Source organism: Streptomyces sp. NPDC055966 (genome assembly GCF_042269865.1).
In the GTDB taxonomy this organism is placed as follows: domain Bacteria; phylum Actinomycetota; class Actinomycetes; order Streptomycetales; family Streptomycetaceae; genus Streptomyces.
Map to the genome: position 1 here is coordinate 116,364 of NZ_JBHJYK010000016.1, position 21,035 is coordinate 137,398.

General features: G+C 71.3%; 21 protein-coding genes and 1 tRNA gene. 10 read left to right on the forward strand and 12 right to left on the reverse strand.

The features are described 5' to 3' along the window. Positions 1-11: 11 nt before the first annotated feature. Both ACFC8N_RS30635 and ACFC8N_RS30640 read right to left on the reverse strand, forming a co-directional pair. Positions 12-809 carry an SAM-dependent methyltransferase gene (locus tag ACFC8N_RS30635; RefSeq protein ID WP_376291430.1) on the reverse strand — a complete coding sequence of 266 codons (798 nt, stop codon included), beginning with the start codon at positions 807-809 and terminating at the stop codon, positions 12-14. Positions 810-952: 143 nt separating this feature from the next. Beyond that, the gene (locus tag ACFC8N_RS30640; RefSeq protein ID WP_356028444.1) at positions 953-1,768 is read right to left on the reverse strand and encodes a lysophospholipase; all 816 of its coding nucleotides are present in this window, start codon (positions 1,766-1,768) and stop codon (positions 953-955) included. 118 nt (positions 1,769-1,886) lie between these two features. Between ACFC8N_RS30640 and ACFC8N_RS30645 the strand changes: the two genes are divergently transcribed. The 3 genes from ACFC8N_RS30645 to ACFC8N_RS30655 all read left to right on the forward strand — a co-directional run bounded on the left by ACFC8N_RS30645 (position 1,887) and on the right by ACFC8N_RS30655 (position 5,525). Further along, positions 1,887-3,074 (forward strand): thiolase family protein, encoded by a 1,188-nt coding sequence (locus ACFC8N_RS30645; RefSeq protein ID WP_376291433.1) that lies wholly within the window; start codon positions 1,887-1,889, stop codon positions 3,072-3,074. 69 nt (positions 3,075-3,143) lie between these two features. After that, positions 3,144-4,670 (forward strand): long-chain fatty acid--CoA ligase, encoded by a 1,527-nt coding sequence (locus ACFC8N_RS30650; RefSeq protein WP_376291436.1) that lies wholly within the window; start codon positions 3,144-3,146, stop codon positions 4,668-4,670. 72 nt (positions 4,671-4,742) lie between these two features. Continuing rightward, on the forward strand, positions 4,743-5,525 hold the full coding sequence (locus ACFC8N_RS30655) for a sulfite exporter TauE/SafE family protein (protein WP_356028451.1): 783 nt from the start codon (positions 4,743-4,745) through the stop codon (positions 5,523-5,525). Here the strand turns inward: ACFC8N_RS30655 and ACFC8N_RS30660 are convergent. Further along, the gene (locus ACFC8N_RS30660) at positions 5,522-6,310 is read right to left on the reverse strand and encodes an HAD-IIA family hydrolase (RefSeq protein WP_376291439.1); all 789 of its coding nucleotides are present in this window, start codon (positions 6,308-6,310) and stop codon (positions 5,522-5,524) included. The two genes, ACFC8N_RS30655 and ACFC8N_RS30660, sit on opposite strands and share 4 nt — an antisense overlap. A 61-nt stretch (positions 6,311-6,371) precedes the next feature. On the opposite strand from ACFC8N_RS30660, the gene ACFC8N_RS30665 reads away from it, so the two are divergent. Then, positions 6,372-7,118: a cobalt-precorrin-6A reductase gene (locus ACFC8N_RS30665; protein ID WP_376291440.1), complete on the forward strand. Its 747-nt coding sequence runs from the start codon at positions 6,372-6,374 to the stop codon at positions 7,116-7,118. A 9-nt stretch (positions 7,119-7,127) separates the two neighbouring features. On the opposite strand, the gene cobF is transcribed toward ACFC8N_RS30665, so the two are convergent. Together cobF and ACFC8N_RS30675 are read right to left on the reverse strand one after the other, a co-directional pair. Beyond that, positions 7,128-7,901, reverse strand: a complete 774-nt coding sequence (gene cobF / locus ACFC8N_RS30670) for a precorrin-6A synthase (deacetylating) (RefSeq protein ID WP_356028459.1) — start codon at positions 7,899-7,901, stop codon at positions 7,128-7,130. A gap of 81 nt (positions 7,902-7,982) precedes the next feature. After that, entirely contained in the window at positions 7,983-8,501 is a 519-nt protein-coding gene (locus ACFC8N_RS30675; protein WP_376291443.1) for a DUF309 domain-containing protein, read from the reverse strand. Between the two features lie 105 nt (positions 8,502-8,606). Between ACFC8N_RS30675 and ACFC8N_RS30680 the strand changes: the two genes are divergently transcribed. Continuing rightward, positions 8,607-8,683 (forward strand) — tRNA-Pro (locus tag ACFC8N_RS30680). A gap of 28 nt (positions 8,684-8,711) precedes the next feature. On the opposite strand, the gene ACFC8N_RS30685 is transcribed toward ACFC8N_RS30680, so the two are convergent. From ACFC8N_RS30685 to ACFC8N_RS30710, 6 genes are all read right to left on the reverse strand, one after another. Further along, positions 8,712-9,725, reverse strand: a complete 1,014-nt coding sequence (locus tag ACFC8N_RS30685; RefSeq protein WP_376291446.1) for an MASE1 domain-containing protein — start codon at positions 9,723-9,725, stop codon at positions 8,712-8,714. 21 nt (positions 9,726-9,746) lie between these two features. After that, positions 9,747-11,126, reverse strand: a complete 1,380-nt coding sequence (locus tag ACFC8N_RS30690) for a PP2C family protein-serine/threonine phosphatase (RefSeq protein ID WP_376291447.1) — start codon at positions 11,124-11,126, stop codon at positions 9,747-9,749. Between the two features lie 167 nt (positions 11,127-11,293). Continuing rightward, positions 11,294-12,181, reverse strand: coding sequence for a carbohydrate ABC transporter permease (locus ACFC8N_RS30695; protein ID WP_356028468.1), 888 nt, complete (start codon positions 12,179-12,181; stop codon positions 11,294-11,296). Next, positions 12,178-13,167, reverse strand: coding sequence for a carbohydrate ABC transporter permease (locus tag ACFC8N_RS30700; RefSeq protein ID WP_376291450.1), 990 nt, complete (start codon positions 13,165-13,167; stop codon positions 12,178-12,180). Before ACFC8N_RS30700 ends, ACFC8N_RS30695 begins: the two co-directional genes overlap by 4 nt. An 8-nt stretch (positions 13,168-13,175) precedes the next feature. Then, a complete protein-coding gene (locus ACFC8N_RS30705) occupies positions 13,176-14,489 on the reverse strand; it encodes an ABC transporter substrate-binding protein (RefSeq protein ID WP_356028473.1) in 1,314 nt (437 codons plus the stop codon). Between the two features lie 224 nt (positions 14,490-14,713). After that, entirely contained in the window at positions 14,714-15,505 is a 792-nt protein-coding gene (locus tag ACFC8N_RS30710; RefSeq protein ID WP_376291453.1) for a GntR family transcriptional regulator, read from the reverse strand. A gap of 177 nt (positions 15,506-15,682) precedes the next feature. Between ACFC8N_RS30710 and ACFC8N_RS30715 the strand changes: the two genes are divergently transcribed. The 5 genes from ACFC8N_RS30715 (at position 15,683) to ACFC8N_RS30735 (ending at position 19,933) form a co-directional block, all read left to right on the forward strand. Beyond that, positions 15,683-16,702, forward strand: coding sequence for a substrate-binding domain-containing protein (locus ACFC8N_RS30715; protein ID WP_356028477.1), 1,020 nt, complete (start codon positions 15,683-15,685; stop codon positions 16,700-16,702). Then, positions 16,702-17,781: an ABC transporter permease gene (locus tag ACFC8N_RS30720; RefSeq protein WP_356028479.1), complete on the forward strand. Its 1,080-nt coding sequence runs from the start codon at positions 16,702-16,704 to the stop codon at positions 17,779-17,781. The genes ACFC8N_RS30715 and ACFC8N_RS30720 overlap by 1 nt, the downstream gene beginning before the upstream one ends. A gap of 4 nt (positions 17,782-17,785) precedes the next feature. Beyond that, entirely contained in the window at positions 17,786-18,697 is a 912-nt protein-coding gene (locus ACFC8N_RS30725; protein ID WP_356028482.1) for an ATP-binding cassette domain-containing protein, read from the forward strand. A gap of 2 nt (positions 18,698-18,699) precedes the next feature. Further along, a complete protein-coding gene (locus tag ACFC8N_RS30730; RefSeq protein ID WP_356028485.1) occupies positions 18,700-19,608 on the forward strand; it encodes a sugar phosphate isomerase/epimerase in 909 nt (302 codons plus the stop codon). Between the two features lie 130 nt (positions 19,609-19,738). Next, positions 19,739-19,933 carry a hypothetical protein gene (locus ACFC8N_RS30735; protein WP_362821791.1) on the forward strand — a complete coding sequence of 65 codons (195 nt, stop codon included), beginning with the start codon at positions 19,739-19,741 and terminating at the stop codon, positions 19,931-19,933. A 69-nt stretch (positions 19,934-20,002) separates the two neighbouring features. Here the strand turns inward: ACFC8N_RS30735 and ACFC8N_RS30740 are convergent, their stop codons facing one another. After that, entirely contained in the window at positions 20,003-21,016 is a 1,014-nt protein-coding gene (locus tag ACFC8N_RS30740; protein ID WP_376291457.1) for a Gfo/Idh/MocA family oxidoreductase, read from the reverse strand. Positions 21,017-21,035 lie beyond the last annotated feature (19 nt).

Below are 21,035 nucleotides of genomic sequence, written 5' to 3' on the forward strand. Positions count from 1 at the left end.
GAGGGGCCCGGTCAGGGCTTGGCGGCGACCGCGCCGTACAGGGAGACGGGGCCCCGGTCGTCCGGTGCCGTGTCCGCGCGCCAGTCGGCGACCGACACGACGCCCGGCTCCAGCAGGTCGAGGCCCCGGAAGAACGCGGCCACCTCGTCGCGGGAGCGGGCCACGAGGGTCACTCCGCCCGCGGCGTAGGCGGCGATGCCCTTCTCGACGTTCTCCCGCTCGAAGTCCGCCGTCATCATCGACAGCACCAGCCGGCTGCCCGGCGCCAGCGCGTCCACCAGCGTGGAGACCAGCTCGTGGGCGCCGTCCTCGTCGGCCACGAAGTGCAGCAGCGCGATCAGGGACAGGGCGACGGGACGGCCGAAGTCCAGGACGCGGGCGGCCTGTTCGAGGATGGAACGCGGATCGCGGGCGTCGGCCTGGACGTACGCCGTGACGCCCTCGGGTGTGCCCCGCAGCAGCGCGTTCGCGTGGGCGAGGACGATCGGGTCGTTGTCGACGTAGACCACCCGGCTGTCCGGGGCCACCGACTGCGCGATCTGGTGCAGGTTGGGCTCGGTCGGTATGCCGGTGCCGATGTCCAGGAACTGGCGGATGCCGTCCTCGGCCACGGTGCGTGCGGCGCGCTGCATGAACGCCCGGTTGGCGCGCGCGGCGCGCAGGGCGCCCTCGTCGATCGCCGTGATCCGGCGGCCCAGTTCCTCGTCGACCGGGTAGTTGTCCTTGCCGCCGAGGAACCAGTCGTACACCCGGGCCGGATGCGGCCGGGTGGTGTCGATGCGCGATGCGGCCGGCTCGGTCCCCGTCACGTGCTGCTCCTCCGCTCGGCCGGTCCCGGTGGTCGCTCCGGGACGTGCGGGCAGCAGTCTGGCACGATCATGCCATCCGGCGCACGCTCCCGCGGACACCGGCGGCCCCCTCAACCCGCCGCCCGGCAGGGCCCGTTGGGGTGTCATCCGGGCAGGGTGCGGTCCAGGAAGCTGCGCACCTCCGCGAAGGCCGCCGCCCGGTCCGGCTCCGTCTCGTGGAACACCTCGTGCCGCGCCCCGGCGAAGATCCTCTGGGTCAGCCGCCCGCCGCTCAGCCGCTCCACGCCCGTCCGGCTGCCGGGCAGCGGCACCAGCCGGTCGTCGTCCCCGTGCAGCCACAGCAGCGGCAGCCCGCCCACGTCGCCGCTCTTCTCGACGGTCTCCAGCGTCCGGGCGAACGCCTCCAGCGTCGGCCGCTTCATCGGCCCGTGCCACACCAGCGGATCGGCGGCGTAGGCGGCGCCCACGGCCGGGTCCCGGGACAGCGCGGCCGGGCTGACCGGGACGTCCGGGATCTGCGGCAGCGCCAGCAGCCGCCCCGGCAGCTCCCAGGCGCCGATCACCGGCCCGGACAGGACCAGCGCGCTCAGCTCGGCGCCGTACCGCTGGGCGAAGCGGGCCGCGATCAGCCCGCCCATGGAGTGGCCGACCAGGACGAGCGGCAGGCCGGGGTGCGCGCGGCGGGCGAGGTCCGCCGCGCCGTGCACATCGGTGACGACGTCCTCGAAGTCCTCGATCACCACGCGTTCCCCGGCCGAGCGCCCGTGGCCGACGTGATCGGGCCCGTACACGGCGGCCCCGTGCGCGTTCAGGACGGCCGCGAGGCCGTCGTAGCGGCCCGCGTGCTCGCCGTACCCGTGCACCACCAGGGCCAGGTAGCGGGGCGCCGGGTGCGGCCATTCGCGTACGGCGATGGGGCCGCGGGTGCCGTCGAGGGTGTGCTCGCGGACGTGGGGCATGTCTCCTCCGGGCGACTCGGTGAGGGCCGGGAGGATCTTCCCAGCGGGCCGGTCCGAGGTCTATAGTCCAAAACTAGCAGTGCTAATTAATGACACCCGTCGGTCAGGAGTCCAAGCCGTGCGTCCCGTCCACTTCGCGGCCGCCCGCCGCACCCCCATCGGCAAGCTGCGCGGAGCCCTGTCGGGTGTCCGGCCCGACGACCTGGCCGCCACGGTGATCCGCGCACTGGTCGCCGGCGTGCCCGCGCTCGACCCGGCCCGGATCGACGACGTCTACTGGGGCGCGGCCAACCAGGCCGGCGAGGACAACCGCAACGTCGCCCGGATGGCGGTCCTCCTCGCCGGGCTCCCCGAGTCCGTGCCCGGCGCCACCGTCAACCGGCTGTGCGCCTCCGGCCTGGAAGCGGTCGCCTCGGCCGCCCGCACCATCGCGGCCGGCGAGGCCGACATCGTGATCGCCGGCGGCTCCGAGTCCATGAGCCGGGCCCCCTTCGTGCTGCCCCGCCCCGACGAGGCCCTGCCGCCGCGCATCGAGACCCACGACACCCGGCTCGGCTGGCGCCTGGTGAACCCGGCGATGAAGGACCTGCACGGCCTGCTGTCCATGGGCGAGACCGCCGAGGAGGTCGCCGAGCGGTACGGCATCTCCCGCGACCGGCAGGACGAGTTCGCCCTGCGCAGCCACCAACGGGCCGCCACCGCCCGGAAGAACGGCCACTTCGACGCCGAACTCCTGCCCGTGGAGCGGCCGGACGGCGTCGTGGTCGAGCAGGACGAGTGCGTCCGCGAGGACACGTCGCTGGAGAAGCTGTCACGGTTGAAGCCGGTCTTCCGGCAGGGCGGGACGGTCACGGCGGGCAACGCCTCGCCGATGAACGACGGCGCGGCCGGACTGCTGCTGGTCAGCGAGGAGGCCCTGGAGGAGCTGGGCCTGGAGTCCCTCGGCCGCTACGTCGCGGGCGCCTCCGCGGGCGTGCACCCCGACGTCATGGGCATCGGCCCGGTACCGGCCACCCGCAAGGCGCTGGACCGGGCCGGCTGGGACGTCGCGGACCTCCAGGAGGCCGAGTTCAACGAGGCGTTCGCCGCACAGGCCCTCGCCTGCGTCGACCAGCTCGGCATCGACCCGGACCTGGTCAACCCGACCGGCGGCGCCATCGCCCTCGGCCACCCCCTCGGCTGCTCCGGCGCCCGCATCCTGACGACGCTGCTGCACCGCATGCGCCGCACGGGCGCGCAGCGCGGACTCGCGACCATGTGCGTGGGCGTGGGACAGGGCAGCGCCCTGCTGGTGGCGCGGGACTGACCTCAACAGACGCTCCCCACGAGGGAGTTCGGTAGTACGAGCCGCAGCAAGGAAACGGAGCACCCCTCCATGGCAACCCTGTCCGTCGCCGCCATCCTCGCCGAGAACGCCAGGCGCCGTCCCGGAAAGACCGCCCTCGTGGAAGGTGAACTGCGGCTCACCTTCGGCGAGGTGTGGCAGCGCTCCCTCGCCCGGGCGGGCGCCCTCACCGGGCTCGGCGTACGACCGGGGGACCGGGTCGCGCTGATGGCCCCCAACACCGCCGAGTTCCCCGTCGCCTACTACGCGACCGTCGCGGCCGGCGGAGTCGTCGTACCGGTGCATCTGCTGCTGTCGGCCGGCGAGGTCGAGCACGTGCTGCGGGACAGCGGGGCGAACCTGCTGCTCGTACACCCGGCCCAGGCGGCGACCGGGCGGGCCGCCGCCGAGGCCCTCGGAGTCCGAGTGATCACCCTGGGCGAGGAGTTCGACAGGCTCGCGGCGCAGGCCGAGCCGCTGGTGTCGTACGTCAGCCGGACCGCCGACGACCCGGCCGTGATCTTCTACACGAGCGGCACGACCGGCGTCCCCAAGGGCGCGGTCCTCAGCCACTTCAACATCGTGATGAACGCGACGGTCAACGCCTTCGACGCCAACGACATCCGCCCCGACGACATCGCCCTCGGCGCGCTGCCGCTGTTCCACGCCTTCGGGCAGACCGTCTCGCTCAACTCCACCTGGCGGGCGGGCGCCACACTCGTCCTGCTGCCCCGCTTCGACGCGGCCCGCGCCATCGAGCTGATGGTCGCGGAGGGCGTCAACACCTTCCAGGGCGTGCCGACCATGTACGTCGCCCTCGCGGCGGCCGCGGCGCGGGCGGAGCGGCTGCCCGAGCTGCGGGTCTGCGTCTCCGGCGGAGCCTCGCTGCCGGTGGCCGTGCTGGAGCGGTTCGAGGAGGCGTTCGGCGCGCGGATCTACGAGGGGTACGGGCTGTCGGAGACCTCGCCGACGGCCACCGTCAACCAGCCGCTGTTCGGCACCAGGCCCGGCACCATCGGCCACCCGCTGTGGGGCGTCGACGTGGAGATCGCCCGTGCCGAGGTGGAGGACCGCGTCGAGCTGCTGCCGGCGGGGGAGCTGGGCGAGGTCGTCATCCGCGGCCACAACGTCTTCTCCGGCTACCTCGGGCGGCCCCGGGCCACGGCCGAGGCCCTGGTCGACGGCTGGTTCCGCACCGGCGACCTCGGCACCAAGGACGACGAGGGCTTCCTGCGCATCGTCGACCGCAAGAAGGACGTCATCATCCGCGGCGGCTACAACGTGTACCCGAGGGAGGTCGAGGAGGTCCTGGCCCGCCACCCCTCGATTGCCCAGGTCGCGGTCATCGGCCTGCCCGACGAACTGCACGGCGAGGAGGTGTGCGCCGTCGTCGTCCCGGCGCCGGGCACCGCCCCCGACGCCGCCGCGCTCACCGAGTGGTCCAAGGAGCACCTGGGGCGGCACAAGTACCCGCGGCGCGTGGAGTTCACGGACGCGCTGCCGCTGGGCCCCAGCATGAAGGTGCTGAAGCGGGAACTCCGGGCGACGTACGCGGAAAAGTGCGCGGATCAGTCATAGCGGTCGGCAGGGGTCACCAGGCGAGACGGTGCTTACGCCGAAGGCTTGTCCGGACATAGCATCGGTCTCCGCATGAACACGATGACGCTCTGGCACATATCCGGCGGGGAGTTCGCCGCGCTCGCCTTCGCGGCCCTCCTCGTCGGCTTCTCCAAGACCGCGGTGAGCGGGGCCAACACGGTGAGCCTCGCCATCTTCGCCGCCGTCCTGCCCGCCCGCGCCTCCACCGGCGTGCTGCTGCCCGTCCTGATCGCCGGCGACGTCCTCGCCGTCCTGACCTACCGGCGGCACGCCCACTGGCCCACCCTGTGGCGGCTGTTCCCCGCCGTCGCGGCCGGGGTCGTGCTCGGCACGCTGTTCCTGGTGTGGGCCGGCGACGGAGTCGTGCGGACCTCCATCGGCGCGATCCTGCTGCTGATGGCCGGTGTCACGCTGTGGCGGCGGCGCCGGACGGAGCGCGCGGACGAGCCGGACGGGCCGGACGCCGTGACCGGTCGGGCGGGCCGGGCGAAGGCGCGCTCGTACGGCGTGCTCGGCGGGTTCACGACGATGGTCGCCAACGCGGGCGGCCCGGTGATGTCGATGTATCTGCTCTCGGCCGGTTTCCGGAAGCTGGGCTTCCTCGGCACGTCGGCGTTCTTCTTCCTGATCGTGAACCTGTCCAAGGTGCCGTTCAGCGCCGGCCTCGGCCTGATCGACGGACGCTCGCTGCTCCTCGACGCCGCGCTCGCGGTGTTCGTCGTGCCCGGTGCGCTCATCGGCAAATGGGCTGTGAACAGGATCAACCAGCGACTCTTCGAACAACTCGTGATCGCGGCGACGGTGGTGGGCGGGGTCCAGCTGCTCCTGCGCTAGGCCGAGGGCGACGACAGCCCCAGCAGTGCCGGGAGGTCCGCGAAGGAGTCCAGGACGTGGTCCGGGCGCCCGCTCGCCCGCTCCAGGCTCCGCGGCAGGAACTTGCCCGTGCGCACCAACACCCCGGTGATGCCGAGCCGTTGCGCCGCGAGGACGTCGTACTCGACGTCGTCCCCGACCATCAGCGCCTGCTCCGCGCCGACGCCGAGACGCCCGAGGGCCGCCTCGAAGAACGCCCGCGACGGTTTCCCGGTGACCTCCGCCTCGACCCCCGCGGCCGCCTCCAGGCCCGCCAGGAACGCCCCCGTGTCCAGCCGGAGTCCCTCGTCGGTGCGCCAGTACAGGTTCCGGTGCATGGCGACCAGCCGCGCGCCCCGCCGGATCCGGCCGAAGGCCCGATTGAGCGCCTCGTAACCGAACTCCGCTCCGGCGCCGCCGAGCAGCACGACGTCCGGGACGTCGTCGTCGCGGTCCCCGACGAGGGTGATCCCCGCCAGATCCTCCCCGACGTCCCCGCTGTTCAGCAGCGCGACGCGGGCCCCGGCCAGCCGGTCGGCGGTGGCGGCGGGGGCCGTCAGTACGTCCTCGGCGCCCACCGGGAACCCCGCCCGGGCGAGCGCCGCGGCGACGGACGCCCGGGACCGGGAGGTGGTGTTGGTCACCAGGACCACCCCCAGCCCCGCGTCCCGGACGGCCCGCAGCGCCGCCACCGCACCCGGCAGCGGCTTCCAGGAGACGGTGAGGACACCGTCGATGTCGATCAGCACGGCCCGCACGGATTCCATGGCCCCGACCGTAGCGACCCGGGCGCCGTACGGGCCCGTACGACCGCCTACGCTCACCCCTATGCCCGCGCACGTCCTGATCCTCGGCGGCACCACCGAGGCCCGCCGCCTCGCCGCCGACCTCGCCGCCCGCCCCGGCGTCCGGGTCACCACGTCCCTGGCCGGCCGGGTCGCCACCCCGGGCGCGCTGCCCGGCGAGGTGCGGACCGGCGGCTTCGGCGGCGCGCAGGGCCTCGCCGACTGGCTGCGCGCCCACCACGTGGACGCGCTGGTCGACGCCACCCACCCCTTCGCCGAGTCGATCACGGCCAACGCGGCCCGCGCGGCGGCCGCCACCGGGATCCCGCTGACCGTCCTGCGCAGGCCCGGCTGGCGGCCGGTGCCGGGGGACCGCTGGTACGACGTCCCCTCCCTGCCGGCCGCGGCCGAGACCCTGCCCCGCCTCGGCCGCCGGGTGTTCCTGAGCACCGGCCGGCTGGGTCTCGCGGTGTTCGCCCGGCTGACGGACCTGCACTTCGTCGTCCGCTCGGTCGACCCGCCCGAGCCGCCGCTGCCCCCGCACACCGGACTGGTCCTCGCGCGCGGCCCGTTCACCGTCGCCGACGAGACGGACCTGCTGCGCGCCCACCGCATCGACGTCCTGGTGACCAAGGACAGCGGCGGCGGGGCCACGGCCGCGAAACTGACCGCCGCGAGGGACCTCGGGCTGCCCGTCGTCGTGGTACGCCGCCCCGCGCTGCCCCCGGACGTGACGGCGGTGCCCGACGTGGCGGCCGTACGGGAGCGGCTCGGACTCGGCCCGGCCTGACGGCCGCCCCTACTGCTCGCCCGGGTTCCTGCGCAGCAGATACGTGTCCATGATCCAGCCCTTGCGCTCGCGCGCCTCGGCCCGCACCCGCTCGATGCGTTCGGCAGCCTCGGCGATCGGGCCGGAGACCAGGATCTCGTCCTCGGTGCCGAGGTACGCGCCCCAGTAGATGTCGATGTCGTCCTCGGCGTACCTGCGGAACGTCTGGTGCGCGTCCAGCATCACCACCACGTCGTCCACGTCCTCGGGGAAGCCCTCGGCCAGCCGCCGACCGGTGGTGATCTGCACCGGCCGCGCCACCCGGTTCAGGCCCGTGCGATGCCGGGCGACCAGCGTGGAGACACTGCTGATGCCGGGGACGACCACGTACTCGAACGCGACCGCCCCGCGCGCCAGCACCTCCTCCAGGATCCCGAGCGTGCTGTCGTACAGCGCCGGATCGCCCCACACCAGGAACGCGCCGGTGCCGTCCTCGTCCAGCTCCTCGGCGATCAGCCGCTCGTAGATCCCGGCGCGGGCGCTGCGCCAGTCCTCCACCGCCGGCGAGTACGCCGAGCCGCCCGCCGTCCGGTCCCGCTCGGGGTCACGGGCCTCCACCACCCGGTACGACCCCGCGGGCAGATGCGTGTCGAGCATGTCCCGGCGGAGCTGGGTGAGATCGCTCTTCACCTCGCCCTTGTCGAGCAGGAAGAACACGTCCGTGCTCCGCAGCGCCTTGACGGCCTGCAGGGTCAGCTGGTCGGGGTCGCCCGCGCCGATACCGATGACATGAATCTTTCGCACGCCCCGAGTCTGCCGCATACCGCTGACCACGCGTCCACCGCCTCCGTACGCACGGTCGGCACGGCCGGTCGGCCCTGCCGGTCAGTGCAGCTCGCCCCACCCGAGCCGAGGCGCCTCGGCGACCGGATCCACCGGGCCGGCCCCCTGCTCCACCCGCTGCGCCAGCTCCCACGCCCACCGGGCGAGCCCGGCGAGATCCATCCCGTAGGGCCGGTCCTCGCCGCGCGCCTTCTCCCACGCCGCCACCGCCCCCGCGCCCCGCCGCAGCAGGCGCGCCCCGCCGACGGCGTTGCCGCGCGCCGCGTGGGTGAGCCCCACCGCCAGCTGGGCCAGCCCCCGCCACAGCGCCCGCTCGTCCTCGGGACCCGACTTCCAGGCGTCCTCGAAGACCTCGTGCGCGTGGAAGGGCCTGCCCGCCGCCAGCAGGGCCTGCGCCTCGGCGACCGTCTCGTCGGGCGTCCGCACGACCCCCTCCGGCTGCCGGGGCACGCCCTGCGTGCCGTAGGGCAGCGGGCGCCCGAGCCCGTCCCGGGGCCGAGCGTTGCGCGCCCGCCCGTCGGCGTCGCGGTCCCTGGCATCCGATGCGCCCGCGTTCGTCATGGCGCCGATTCTCCCCCGCTCCCCGCGGCCGCTCTTCGGCGCACCCCCGGACGTGGGGTAAAGTTCTGTTCGCGCGATCACGCGGTTCACCGCGAGCGAGCGCATCGGGACGTGGCGCAGCTTGGTAGCGCACTTGACTGGGGGTCAAGGGGTCGCAGGTTCAAATCCTGTCGTCCCGACCAGCTTTGCAGCAGGTCGGAGGTCGTCTTCTCAGGGATGAGGAGACGACCTTCTCGTTTCCGTGGGGCCGTCCTCGCCGGGGAGTGTCGGGCGATGGTCGCCGGTGGCGATCCTGGCCACCATCCCGGCGAGCTGCCCGCAGGCCCGCGCGATCTCGCGCTGGGTCTCGTTCCGCTCGCTGATGACCGCCGCGACCAGCAGCGCGGTCAGCGAGGCGGAGCCGTTGAAGGCCTGGAGGGTGATCATGCTGGTGAGCAGGTCATGATGGGAGAACGGGCCTGATCCGCGTCCGGCGGCGATGACCGCGAAGGTGGACACGGCCAGCGCACAGGGCGCGGCCCCGGCCAGCTGGAAGCGGAAGGCCGCCCAGATCAGCAGCGGGAAGCCGAGGAACAGCAGCGGCGTGTCCCCGGACTCGACGACACCGACGCCGACGGTGGCCGCCGCCAGCAGCACCCCCTCCGCCCACCGCAGGGGCAGCACCTCCTTCGGCCGGTGGGCCGAGCTGAGGACGAGCAGGACCGGCGTGACCACGAGCACGCCCATCGCGTCGCCGGTCCACCAGACCGACCACGTCGGCCAGAAGCCCTCGGCGTTCAGGACGCCCGCGAGGATCAGGGTCCCGCTGCCCGTGGTCGCGCTGATCAGCATCCCGGTGAACGCACCGAGGAAAATCAGGGCGAGTGCGTCGCGCAGTCGGTCCAGTTCGTTCCGGAATCCCACGCGGCGCAGCAGCGCGGCGGAGCAGACGGGCGCCAGGGTGTTGCCCGCCGTGATCGCGAGGACGGCCGGGAGCGACGGCCCCAGCGAGATGTTGACCAGGAACGCGCCGAGCGCGATCCCGGGCCAGAGCTTCCAGCCGCGCAGGAGCAGGCCCGCCAGCGCGATCCCGCTCGGCGGCCACAGCGGGGTGACCTGGCCGCGCACCAGCTGCTGGAGCAGGCCCAGCCTGGCCGAGCCGTAATAGAGCGCGGTCATGGCGCAGATCTCCAGAACGGCCACCGCACCACTGCGGCCGAGCCGCACCTGCCGCGCGTCGGGCATCGGGCGACCTCCGCGTCGATGTCACCCCCGAGGTCCATCATCCGCCGGTTGTCCCGGATGCTCCATGTCGCCGGGCGGTGTGCGGACGGCGAGGATGGCCATGTCGTCGTGACCGTCGCTGGGGTGGTGCTCGGCCAGGGCCCGGACGAACGCGGGCAGGGACAGCCCGGAGTGTTCCACGGCGAGCTGGGCGAGTACGTTCAGCCGCTCGTCGATGGGGTGCTCGGGATGCTCGACCAGCCCGTCCGTGAAGAAGATCAGGGTGGCGTCCGGGGGCAGCAGCCGGGAGTGGTCCGGGCGCGGCTGATCCGTGTCGACGCCGAGCGGCAGTCCGGGCTCGCCGAGCAGGTACGTCGCGCGGCGCTCACGGGTGAGCAGCAGGGGCGGGACGTGGCCCGCGGTGCTCCAGCGCAGTCGCCAGCCCGGTCCCTCCGGTTCGACGCGGGCCAGCGTGGTGGTCGTGACGGGATTGTCCGTGATGGCCTCCAGCGCCCGGTCGAGCCGGGCGAGGACCACGCCGGGCGGGTCGCTCCGGTCGAACAGCAGAGCGCGCATCATGTTCCGGGTGGAGGCCATCGCGGCCGCGGCCCGCAGATCGTGGCCGACCACGTCACCGATCACGACGGCCACCACCTGGTCGGGCAGGGGGACGGCGTCGTACCAGTCCCCGCCCAGCTGGCTCGGCTCGGCGGCCGGCCGGTAGATGGCGGCCGCGGTGAAGGGCCGCAGGTCGGGCAGGGTGGGCAGCAGCAGCCGCTGGAACTGCTCGGCTCCGACCCGGATCCGTTCGAAGAGGCGGACGTTCTCGATCGCGATGCCCGCGGCGCCGGCCAGGGCGAGGACGACGTTCTCGTCGTGCAGGTCGAAGGGCTTTCCGTCGTACCGCTCCGACAGGTAGAGGTCGCCGTAGATCTCGCCGCGCACGCTGATGGCGACGCCGAGCAGGGTGTGCAGGCGCGGATGGCCGGGCGGGAACCCGGTGGAGGCCGGGTGGGCCGGGATGTCGTCGATCCGCAGGGGTTCGGGGTAGCGGATCAGGTGGCCGAGGACCCCCAGACCGCGCGGCATGCCGGTCTCGGTCAGGGCCTTGCGCTCGCGCTCGCTCAGGCCGGCCGTGATGAACTGCTCCAGGCGCTCCCCGGACTCGTCGAGTACGCCCAGTGCCCCGTACCGGGCGCCGACCAGCTCCATGGCGGTGGTCACGATGCGGTGCAGCACCGCGGGCAGTTCGACCTCGCGGCTGATGGCCACCACCGCGTCCAGCAGGCCCTGGAGCCGGTCCATGGAGGACAGCAGGGCGCGCAGCTGCTCGTCGATCCGGCCCAGCTCGGAACGCAGGCGCGCGTGCAGGTCGGGCAGGTGCGGCTGCCGAGGTTGTCTGCCCTGCCTCTCTCCCGCCATCACGGACGCCCCGTCCTTCCATGGGCCCCCTCACCACCGGGGCCGACGGCCATCGCTGCGTCGTCTTTGATTGTGCACCTGCGCCCGGGCCGCCGCGGGCGCAGGCCACCCGGGCGGGTACGGTGCGCTGCCCGGTTCGCTGGTGAAAGCCGCAGGTCAGGAGGTGTTCAGCCCTTGTTGGAGCCCAGTGTGAGGCCGTTGACGAACTGGCGCTGGAGGGCGAAGTAGACGATCAGGGTGGGGATCGCAGTCAGGAGGGAGCCCGCCGCCACCAGGTTGGGGTCCGTGAAGTACTGGCCGGAGAGGTTGTTCAGGGCCGAGGTGATCGGCATGTTCTCACCGGTCGAGATCAGCACCAGCGCCCAGAAGAAGTCGTTGTAGATCCAGATCGACAGCAGGGTGGCCAGGGCGGCCATCGCCGGCTTGCACAGCGGCAGCGTGATCTGCCAGTACAGCCGCCACACCGAGGCCCCGTCGACCAGTGCGGCCTCGGTCAGCTCGTGCGGGAGCGAGCGCATGTAGTTGCTCAGCACGAACGCGCAGAACCCCGACTGGAACGCCACATGGATGAGCACCAGGCCGAGCGCGGAGTCGTACAGCTTGCCGCTCGCCGTGATGCCCGGCAGGTCGGTCAGCAGGTACAGCCGGTACAGCGGGGTGATGATGACCTGCTGGGGGAGGAGGTTTCCGGCCGTGAAGACCAGCAGGAGGGCGAGGTTGACGCGGAAGTCGAAGCGGCTGACGTAGAACGCCACGCAGGAGGAGAGGAACAGGGTCAGCAGCACGGCCGGCACCGCGATGATCAGCGTGTTGCCGAAGTAGTGCAGCATGTCCGACTGCTGGAACGCGTTCGTGAAGTTCGCGAACGTCAGCTTGCTCGGCCAGGAGACGTAGCCCTTGGCGCTGGTCTCGCTGTACGGCCGCAGGGCCGAGAAGACCGCCCACAGGAGCGGGGCCAGCCAGGCCAGCGCCGTACCGGCGAGGAAGACGTGCAGCAGCACCCGGGCCGGGCGGATCGGGGCGCGGCGCGTCGGCGGGAGAGTGGTGCTGCTCATGCGCGCCGCTCCTTCCGGAAGGTGGCGATCAGGTACGGGATGATCACCGCGAGGGAGATGACCAGCAGGACGACGGCGATGGCGGAGCCGTAGCCGATCCGGCTGGACTCGCCGATGATGTTGTTCGTCACCAGGATCGACAGCAACTCCGTGCCCTGGGCGCCCTTGTTGAAGACGAAGACCAGGTCGAAGGCGCGCAGCGACTCGATGATGGTGACGACGAGGACGACCGTGTTGGTCGGGCGCAGGGTGGGGAAGATGACGTTCCTGAACGTCTGCCACTCGTTCGCGCCGTCCAGCGCGGCGGCCTCGCGCAGCGACGGGTCGACGCTCTTCAGGCCGGCCAGGTACAGGATCATCATGTAGCCGGCGTGCCGCCAGGACGCGGCGATGAGGACCGCCCACAGGTTCAGGTGCGGGTCGCCGATCCAGTCGATGTAGTGGCCGGGCTTGTTGGCGCCGATGATGCTGTTGATCAGGCCGGTGTCCGGGTTGTAGACGAGCTGCCAGACGAAGCCGATGCAGGCCATCGAGATGACGACCGGCAGGAAGAAGGCGGTCTGGTAGACCCGGCTGAAGCGGATCCGCTTGTCCAGCTGGACGGCCAGGAACAGGCCGAACGGCGTCGGGATCAGGATCAGGACCACGAACCAGATGACGTTGTGCTGCAGGGCCGGCCAGAACTGCGGGTTGTCGTTGAAGAGTTGTTTGAAGTTCTCCAGGCCGACCCACTTGATCGAGTCGAAGCCGATGCCGTCCCAGGTGGTGAAGGCGAGGAGGATCGAGGCGAGTGCCGTGACCCAGACGAGGGCCACGTGCAGGATCGTCGGCACGCCCGCCATGAGGCCGAGCGTGATCCGGTCGCGGCGGGTCAGCAGACGCCGGTGGCTCCGCGTGGCCCGCTTCGCCCCGGGCGTGGGCCCCGGGGACGGCGCGGCGGCCGCCTCCGGGGTCTGCGTCGTCGTGTCAGTCGTGTCGGTCGTCATCGGGTCGCTCACTGGGACGCGAAGATCGTCTTCTTCTGGCGCTCGATGGACGACAGCAGGCTGTCCACGCCCTTGGGGTTCTGGAGGAACTTCTGCAGCCCCGGCTGCATCACCGTGGAGGTGAAGTCGGGCCGGGAGTCGCGGTCCATGAACTGGGTGAGGTTCTTGGCGGCGCCGATCATCTCGAACGCCTTCTTCTGCAGCGGCGAGTAGGCGGAGGTGGAGGCCTTGTTGGAGGCGGCGACCACGCTCGGGTCGGTCTTGAGGTACGTCTCCTCGGCCGCCGGGCTGCCCAGGTACTCCATCAGCTTCACGACACCGTCGTGGTTCTTCGGGGACTTGCTGACCATGAAGCCGTCGGTCGGCGCCTCGACCGTCTCCTGGCCGTACGCGGAGTTGATCTCCGGGAAGGGGAAGAAGTCCAGGTCGTCCAGGTCGGCCTTGTTGGTGAACTGCTGGGCCACGAAGGAGCCGAGGAGGTACATGCCGGCCTTCTTCGACACCAGCGTCTGCGCGGCGTCCTCCCAGGTACGGCCCATGAAGCCGTCCTGGTGGTAGGGCAGGATCTCGGCCCAGTGGTCGAAGACGGCCTTCACCTTGGCGTCCGTCCAGGAGGCCTTGCCCGCCATCAACTGGACATGGAAGTCATAGCCGTTGAGCCGGAAGTTGATCTGGTCGAAGGTGCCCATCGCGGGCCACGCGTCCTTGTCGCCGAAGGCGATCGGGACCAGGTTGTCCTTCTGCATCTGCTTGCACAGCGCGACGAAGTCGTCCCAGGTGGCCGGGACCTTGTAGCCGTGCTGCTGGAAGACGCTCTTGCGGTAGAAGATCGCCCAGGGGTACGTCGTCAGCGGCACGAAGTAGTACTTGCCGTCCTGGCCCTTGCTGAGCTTCTTCATCGCGTCGGGGAAATTGTCCCCGATCTTCTGCCACACGTCGTCGATCGGCGAGGCCAGGCCCTTCGCCGCGAAGAACTGCATGCGGTAGCCGGCGAACCAGTTGAAGACGTCGTCCGGGGTGCCCTGCAGATACGAGTTGATCTGCTCCTGGAAGGTGTTGTGGTCCTTGGTGTTCACCGCGACCGTGAGGCCGGACGTCTTCTTGAAGTCGGCGTAGACGCCTTCGAAGGCCTTCTTCGGCACCGCGTCCGAGGCGTTGGAGCCGACCGTGACGGTCTTCGGGTCGGAGGAGGAGCCGCTGCCCCCGCAGGCGGACAACAGGGGGACGCCGGTACCGGCGAGCAGGGCGGCACCGCCTGCCGTGCGCAGCAGCGAGCGTCGGCTGGGACCCGGGACGGAAACACCGGAGGGCGAGAGGCGCATGGCGGCTCCTGAGGAATACAGGGCTCGGTCAAGGGGATGAGTTGATCACCGAAAGGTTGTCGAAACCGCTCAGAAACCAACTCGACCGAACATCGTGGGCGTCATAACACCCCCATGTCCGCTCATGCGTCAATAGGTCGGCTCGCACTCGGGGGTCTCTTGCCCGAAACGTAATCGTCATCGTTACCTGCAACTTCGGCGAAGAGCAGGCAGAGTTGAAGGAGTCAGGGCCTGACCAGCAGCTGGAAGTCGAAGGCGTAGCGCGAGGCCCGGTAGACGTGGCTGCCGTACTCCACGGCCCGGCCCGTGTCGTCGTACGCGGTGCGCCGCATGGTGAGCAGGGCCGCGCCCTCCTTCTCGTTCAGCAGGCCGGCCTCGTCGGCGGTGGCGCTGCGCGCGCCGATGGACTGCCGGGCGCTGTGCAGCACGATCCCGGCGGACCGCAGCATCTCGTACAGGCCCGTCGACTCCAGCCGCTCCGTGGGGAGTTCGAGCAGCGCGGGCGGCAGGAAGTTGCACAGGAACGCCACCGGCTGGCCATGGGCCGAGCGCAGCCGCTCCAGTACGGTGACCTCGGCGCCCTCCGCGATGCCGAGAGCCGCGGCCACGTCGGCGGGCGCCGGGATCCGCTCGCCCCGCAGCACCCGGGTGGTCGGGCCCTGTCCGGCCGCGGACAGGTCGTCGTAGAGGCTGCTGAGCTCCAGCGGGCGCTTGACCTGGCTGTGCACGACCTGCGTGCCGACGCCTCGGCGGCGTACCAGCAGGCCCTTGTCGACCAGGGACTGGATCGCCTGGCGGACGGTGGGACGGGACAGGCCCAGCCGTGCGGAGAGGTCGACCTCGTTGCCCAGGAGGTTGCCCGGAGCCAGCGCGCCCTGCTCGATGGCGGCCTCCAGTTGCTGTGCGAACTGGTAGTACAGCGGTACCGGACTCGTGCGGTCCAGGGCGAACGTGAGGCTGTCGAGCGCCCGGTCACCCGGTGCCGTTCGCTGCGGTGTGCGGTGTACTGGGCTCATGCCTGTCAGGTGTAGGCCCGTGAAGGTCCAGATGTCAATGATTTGTACTTACATTCGGACCTGCTCGTGAAATGATGTCTTAACAAAGTATTGACAGCGGGCTCACCAGGGACTTGGATCCCGTCCCAACGCATCAGCGTCCTTCCCCCGTCGCACGCACAGTGAGGTGCTGGAAAGATGGACCGCTCTTCTCCCTCCCGGTTTCGCCGATCGGCCCCCTTCGTGGCGGTGGCCGCGGCGGCGGCCCTCACCCTCGCCGGGTGCGCCAGCGCCCACGGCGGGAAAAAGGCCGAGGAGGCGGCCCAGAACGCCTCGGCGGGCAAGGCCAACACCCCTCGGATGACCGTCGCCATGGTCACGCACCAGGCGCCCGGCGACACCTTCTGGGACACCGTCCGCAAGGGCGCCGAGGCGGCCGCCGCCAAGGACAACATCAAGCTGGTCTACTCCGCCGACCCGAACGCGGGCAACCAGGCCAACCTGGTGCAGAACGCGATCGACCAGAAGGTGGACGGCGTCGCGGTCACCCTGGCCAAGCCGGACGCGATGAAGGCCGTCGTCGGCAAGGCCGAGCAGGCGGGTATCCCGGTAGTGGGCCTCAACTCGGGACTGAGCGACTGGAAGCAGCTCGGAATGCTGTCGTTCTTCGGCCAGGACGAGAGCGTCGCGGGCGAGGCGTTCGGCGACAAGCTGAACACGACCGGGGCCAAGAACGTCGTCTGCGTCATCCAGGAGCAGGGCAACGTGGGCCTCACCCAGCGTTGCGACGGCGTGAAGAAGACGTTCAAGGGCACCACTGAGACCCTGTACGTGAACGGCACCGACATGCCGTCCGTGCGCTCGACCATCACGGCGAAGCTGAAGCAGGACAGCTCGGTCGACACGGTCGTCACCCTGGGCGCCCCCTTCGCCCTCACCGCCGTGCAGTCGGTGGGCGACGCGGGCAGCAAGGCCAAGGTCGCCACGTTCGACCTGAACAAAGACCTCGTCAAGGCCGTCCAGAACAGCAGCATCGAGTTCGCCGTCGACCAGCAGCCCTATCTCCAGGGCTACCTGGCCGTCGACGCACTGTGGCTCTACAAGAACAACGGCAACTACAGCGGCGGCGGCGTCCAGCCGGTGCTCACCGGTCCGGCCTTCGTCGACAAGTCCAACGTCGACAAGGTCGCCGAGTTCGCCGCGAAGGGGACCCGGTGATGAGCATGGCCCAGCACGCCGAGCCGGCCGTGGGGACGACACCCCCGGCGTCCGGTCCCAAGGCGGCCGACGGCCGCACCGCCCGGCGCCCCCTGGTGCTGCGCCTGCTGGCCCGGCCGGAGGTGGGCGTCTTCCTCGGCGCCGCCGCCGTACTGATCTTCTTCCTCGTCGTCGCGCCCTCGGTCCGTCAGGGCAGCTCGATGGCCACGATCCTCTACCAGTCCTCGACCATCGGGATCATGGCCCTGCCGGTGGCCCTGCTGATGATCGGCGGCGAGTTCGACCTCTCCTCCGGCGTCGCCGTGATCTCCTCCGCCCTGACCGCGAGCATGCTCAGCTACCAGCTGACGTTGAACGTGTGGACGGGCGTGATCGTCGCCCTGGCCGTCTCCCTCGCGATCGGCTTCTTCAACGGCTGGATGGTGGTCAAGACCGGCCTGCCCAGCTTCCTGGTCACCCTCGGCACCTTCCTGATCCTCCAGGGCGTGAACCTCGCGGTGACCAAGCTCGTCACCGGGAACGTCGCCACCGACGACATCAGCGACATGGACGGCTTCGACCAGGCCAGGAAGGTCTTCGCGTCGTCGTTCGACGTCGGCGGGGTGCAGGTGAAGATCACCGTGGTGTGGTGGGTGGTCTTCGCGGCCATCGCCACCTGGGTGCTGCTGCGCACGAAGTACGGCAACTGGATCTTCGCGGTCGGCGGCAACAAGGAGAGCGCGCGGGCCGTCGGTGTCCCGGTGACGTTCACGAAGATCTCGCTGTTCATGCTGGTCGGCTTCGGCGCCTGGTTCATCGGCATGCACCAGCTGTTCTCCTTCAACACGGTGCAGTCCGGCGAGGGCATCGGCCAGGAGCTGCTCTACATCGCCGCGGCCGTCATCGGCGGCTGTCTGCTGACCGGCGGCGCGGGTTCGGCGATCGGCCCGGTCTTCGGCGCGTTCATGTTCGGCATGGTGCAGCAGGGCATCGTGTACGCCGGCTGGAACCCGGACTGGTTCAAGGCCTTCCTCGGCGTGATGCTCCTCGGCGCCGTCCTGATCAATCTGTGGGTCAGCCGCGCGGCGACCCGGAGGTGAAGCGATGACTGACAACAAGGCAGCCACCCACGGCGCCGTGCTCGCCGACACCCCGCCCGCCGGTGAGGGGGCCCTGGTCGAACTGCGCGGTGCGGGCAAGTCCTACGGCAACATCCGCGCGCTGCACGGCGTGGACCTCACCGTGCACGCGAACAAGGTGACCTGCGTGCTCGGTGACAACGGCGCCGGCAAGTCCACCCTGATCAAGATCATCTCGGGTCTGCACCAGCACACCGAGGGCGAGTTCCTCGTCGACGGCACCCCGGTACGCTTCTCCAGCCCGCGCGAGGCCCTCGACAAGGGCATCGCCACCGTCTACCAGGACCTGGCGACGGTGCCGCTGATGCCGGTGTGGCGCAACTTCTTCCTGGGCTCGGAGATGACGAAGGGCCCCTGGCCGGTCCGGCGCCTGGACATCGCCGGGATGAAGGCCACGGCGGACGAGGAACTGCGCAACATGGGCATCGTCCTGGACGACCTGGAACAGCCCATCGGCACCCTCTCCGGCGGCCAGCGCCAGTGCGTCGCCATCGCCCGCGCCGTCTACTTCGGCGCCCGCGTCCTGATCCTCGACGAGCCGACCGCCGCACTCGGCGTCAAGCAGTCCGGCGTGGTCCTGAAGTACATCGCCGCCGCCCGCGACCGCGGCCTCGGCGTCATCTTCATCACCCACAACCCCCACCACGCCTACATGGTCGGCGACCACTTCAGCGTCCTGCGCCTCGGCACCCTCGAACTGTCCGCCGAGCGCGCGCAGATCAGCCTGGAGGAGCTGACCAACCACATGGCAGGCGGCGCCGAACTCGCCGCGCTCAAGCACGAACTGGCCCAGGTACGCGGCGTCGACACCGAGGAACTCCCCGAGGAGAGCGACCTCACCGCACCCGTGGCGACCTCCCCGGAAGGAAACACCTGACCATGGCGCACCCCACCCCGCTGGACCGCATCCGGGTCGGCTCGGCTCCCGACTCCTGGGGCGTCTGGTTCCCCGACGACCCCCAGCAGGTCCCCTGGGACCGCTTCCTGGACGAGGTCGCCGAGGCGGGCTACGAGTGGATCGAACTCGGCCCCTACGGCTACCTCCCCACCGACCCGGCACGTCTGCGCGACGAGGTGGCCCGGCGCGACCTGAAGGTCTCGGCGGGCACGGTCTTCACCGGCATGCACCGCGGCCCCTCCGTCTGGGACGCGACCTGGGCGCACGTCAGCCAGGTCGCCGAGCTCACCCGGGCCACGGGCGCGCGGCACCTGGTGGTCATCCCCTCGTTCTGGCGGGACGACAAGACCGCCGAGATCCTGGAGCCGCCGGAGCTGACCGCCGAGCAGTGGGCGCACCTGACCAAGGGCATGGAACGGCTCGGGCACGAGGTCAAGGAGGAGTTCGGCCTGGACATCGTGGTCCACCCGCACGCCGACACCCACATCGACACCGAGGAGCACGTCGAACGGTTCCTGGACTCGACCGACACCGAGCTGGTCAACCTCTGCCTGGACACCGGGCACTACGCGTACTGCGGCGGGGACAGCGTCAAGCTGATCGAGACCTACGGCGAGCGCATCGGCTATCTGCACCTCAAGCAGGTGGACCCGGAGATCCTGGCCGACGTGCGGGCGAAGGGCACCCCCTTCGGACCGGCCGTGGCCCAGGGCGTGATGTGCGAACCGCCCACCGGCGTACCGGAGCTGGGCCCCGTCCTGGCGGCGGCCCAGCGGCTGGGCGTGGACCTGTTCGCCATCGTCGAGCAGGACATGTACCCGTGCGAGCCGGACCGGCCCCTGCCGATCGCGGTGCGCACCCGCAGGTTCCTGCGCTCCTGCGGGGCCTGAGCACCCGGACACGTCGCGGGCATTCCTCCGTGCCCCCGGTGGATTCGGCCGCAGGACGGCCGGGAACCAACCGGGGGCACGCGGGCGTTGAGGGGACGACGGGGGAGGCCCGCGCAGACGGGAGGACGCGATGACACACCGTACCGAAGCACGCAAGGCGCCCCAGGAGGCCGACGGCGCGGCGGCCTCGCGCCACGAACGCTTCGGCTCGCTGCCCGAGCGGATACGCCCGCAGGACATGGTCGAGACCAGGCCGGCGACCGCACCGGACCCGGCGCGGGACACGTACAACCCGGACGAGTGGCTGATCCGCTACTGCGGCTGACACGCTTACCGCCGGCACACGCGAAGCGGCGCCGGGCACGCGCCCGGCGCCGCTCCCCCCCCTACTGGCTCACGCCTGCCGTACCTCGGCGATCGTCACCGGGCGGTGCTCGCGCAGGGACAGCGTGCAGGCCTCGGCGATCCAGCCGGCCTCCAGGGCGTCCTCGACGGTGCAGGGCGACGGGCGGGTGCCGGCCACGACCTCCGTGAACGCGCTGAGTTCGGCGCGGTAGGCCTCGGTGAAGCGGTCCATGAAGAAGTCGTGCGGGGTGCCGGCCGGGAAGGTCACGCCCGGCTCCACCGAGCGCAGCGGGAGCTTGTCGTCCAGGCCCACGGCGATGGAGTCCGCGAAGCCGTGCAGCTCCATGCGGACGTCGTAACCCCGGGCGTTGTGACGGGAGTTGGAGACGACCGCGATCGTGCCGTCGTCCAGGGTGAGGATCGCGCCGGTGGTGTCGGCGTCGCCGGCCTCCTTGATGTAGTCGGCGCCCCGGTTGCCGCCGACCGCGTACACCTCGGTGACCTCGCGGCCCGTCACCCAGCGGATGATGTCGAAGTCGTGCACGGAACAGTCGCGGAAGATCCCGCCCGACGCGGCGACGTACGCGGCCGGCGGCGGCGCCGGGTCCAGGGTCGTGCAGCGGACCGTGTGCAGTGCGCCCAGCTCGCCCGCCCGCACGGCGGCCCGGGCGGCGGCGAAGCCCGTGTCGAAGCGCCGGTTGTAGCCGATCTGGATGGGCACGCCACGGCCCTGGACGGCCTTGAGCACGTCCACGCCCTCGGTCATCGTCTTCGCGACGGGCTTCTCGCAGAAGACCGGGACGCCGGCCTCGACGCCGGCCAGGATCAGGGCGGGGTGGGCGTCGGTGGCGGCCGCGACCACGACGGCGTCCACGCCGGCGGCCAGCAGCGCCTCCGGCGAGTCGACGACCGTGGCGAACTCGGCGCCGAACTTCTCGGCGGCGGCCTTGGCCGCGTCCGCGAACGGGTCGGTGACGACGAGCGACTCGACGACGTCGAGGCGGGAGAGGGTCTCGGCGTGGAAGGCGCCGATGCGGCCGAGGCCGAGGATTCCGATACGCATGAGGGGTGCTGCTCCTAGG

Excerpts from the sequence above, each read along its gene's own strand:
- ACFC8N_RS30655 (WP_356028451.1), top strand. The coding sequence starts at position 4,743 with ATGAACACGATGACGCTCTGGCACATATCCGGCGGGGAGTTCGCCGCG.
- ACFC8N_RS30705 (WP_356028473.1), bottom strand. The coding sequence starts at position 14,489 with ATGCGCCTCTCGCCCTCCGGTGTTTCCGTCCCGGGTCCCAGCCGACGC.
- ACFC8N_RS30730 (WP_356028485.1), top strand. The coding sequence starts at position 18,700 with ATGGCGCACCCCACCCCGCTGGACCGCATCCGGGTCGGCTCGGCTCCC.
- ACFC8N_RS30720 (WP_356028479.1), top strand. The coding sequence starts at position 16,702 with ATGAGCATGGCCCAGCACGCCGAGCCGGCCGTGGGGACGACACCCCCG.
- ACFC8N_RS30650 (WP_376291436.1), top strand. The coding sequence starts at position 3,144 with ATGGCAACCCTGTCCGTCGCCGCCATCCTCGCCGAGAACGCCAGGCGC.
- ACFC8N_RS30695 (WP_356028468.1), bottom strand. The coding sequence starts at position 12,181 with ATGAGCAGCACCACTCTCCCGCCGACGCGCCGCGCCCCGATCCGCCCG.
- ACFC8N_RS30710 (WP_376291453.1), bottom strand. The coding sequence starts at position 15,505 with ATGAGCCCAGTACACCGCACACCGCAGCGAACGGCACCGGGTGACCGG.
- ACFC8N_RS30715 (WP_356028477.1), top strand. The coding sequence starts at position 15,683 with ATGGACCGCTCTTCTCCCTCCCGGTTTCGCCGATCGGCCCCCTTCGTG.
- ACFC8N_RS30740 (WP_376291457.1), bottom strand. The coding sequence starts at position 21,016 with ATGCGTATCGGAATCCTCGGCCTCGGCCGCATCGGCGCCTTCCACGCC.
- ACFC8N_RS30665 (WP_376291440.1), top strand. The coding sequence starts at position 6,372 with ATGCCCGCGCACGTCCTGATCCTCGGCGGCACCACCGAGGCCCGCCGC.
- ACFC8N_RS30675 (WP_376291443.1), bottom strand. The coding sequence starts at position 8,501 with ATGACGAACGCGGGCGCATCGGATGCCAGGGACCGCGACGCCGACGGG.
- ACFC8N_RS30725 (WP_356028482.1), top strand. The coding sequence starts at position 17,786 with ATGACTGACAACAAGGCAGCCACCCACGGCGCCGTGCTCGCCGACACC.
- ACFC8N_RS30735 (WP_362821791.1), top strand. The coding sequence starts at position 19,739 with ATGACACACCGTACCGAAGCACGCAAGGCGCCCCAGGAGGCCGACGGC.
- ACFC8N_RS30685 (WP_376291446.1), bottom strand. The coding sequence starts at position 9,725 with ATGCCCGACGCGCGGCAGGTGCGGCTCGGCCGCAGTGGTGCGGTGGCC.
- ACFC8N_RS30660 (WP_376291439.1), bottom strand. The coding sequence starts at position 6,310 with ATGGAATCCGTGCGGGCCGTGCTGATCGACATCGACGGTGTCCTCACC.
- ACFC8N_RS30690 (WP_376291447.1), bottom strand. The coding sequence starts at position 11,126 with ATGGCGGGAGAGAGGCAGGGCAGACAACCTCGGCAGCCGCACCTGCCC.
- ACFC8N_RS30700 (WP_376291450.1), bottom strand. The coding sequence starts at position 13,167 with ATGACGACCGACACGACTGACACGACGACGCAGACCCCGGAGGCGGCC.
- ACFC8N_RS30640 (WP_356028444.1), bottom strand. The coding sequence starts at position 1,768 with ATGCCCCACGTCCGCGAGCACACCCTCGACGGCACCCGCGGCCCCATC.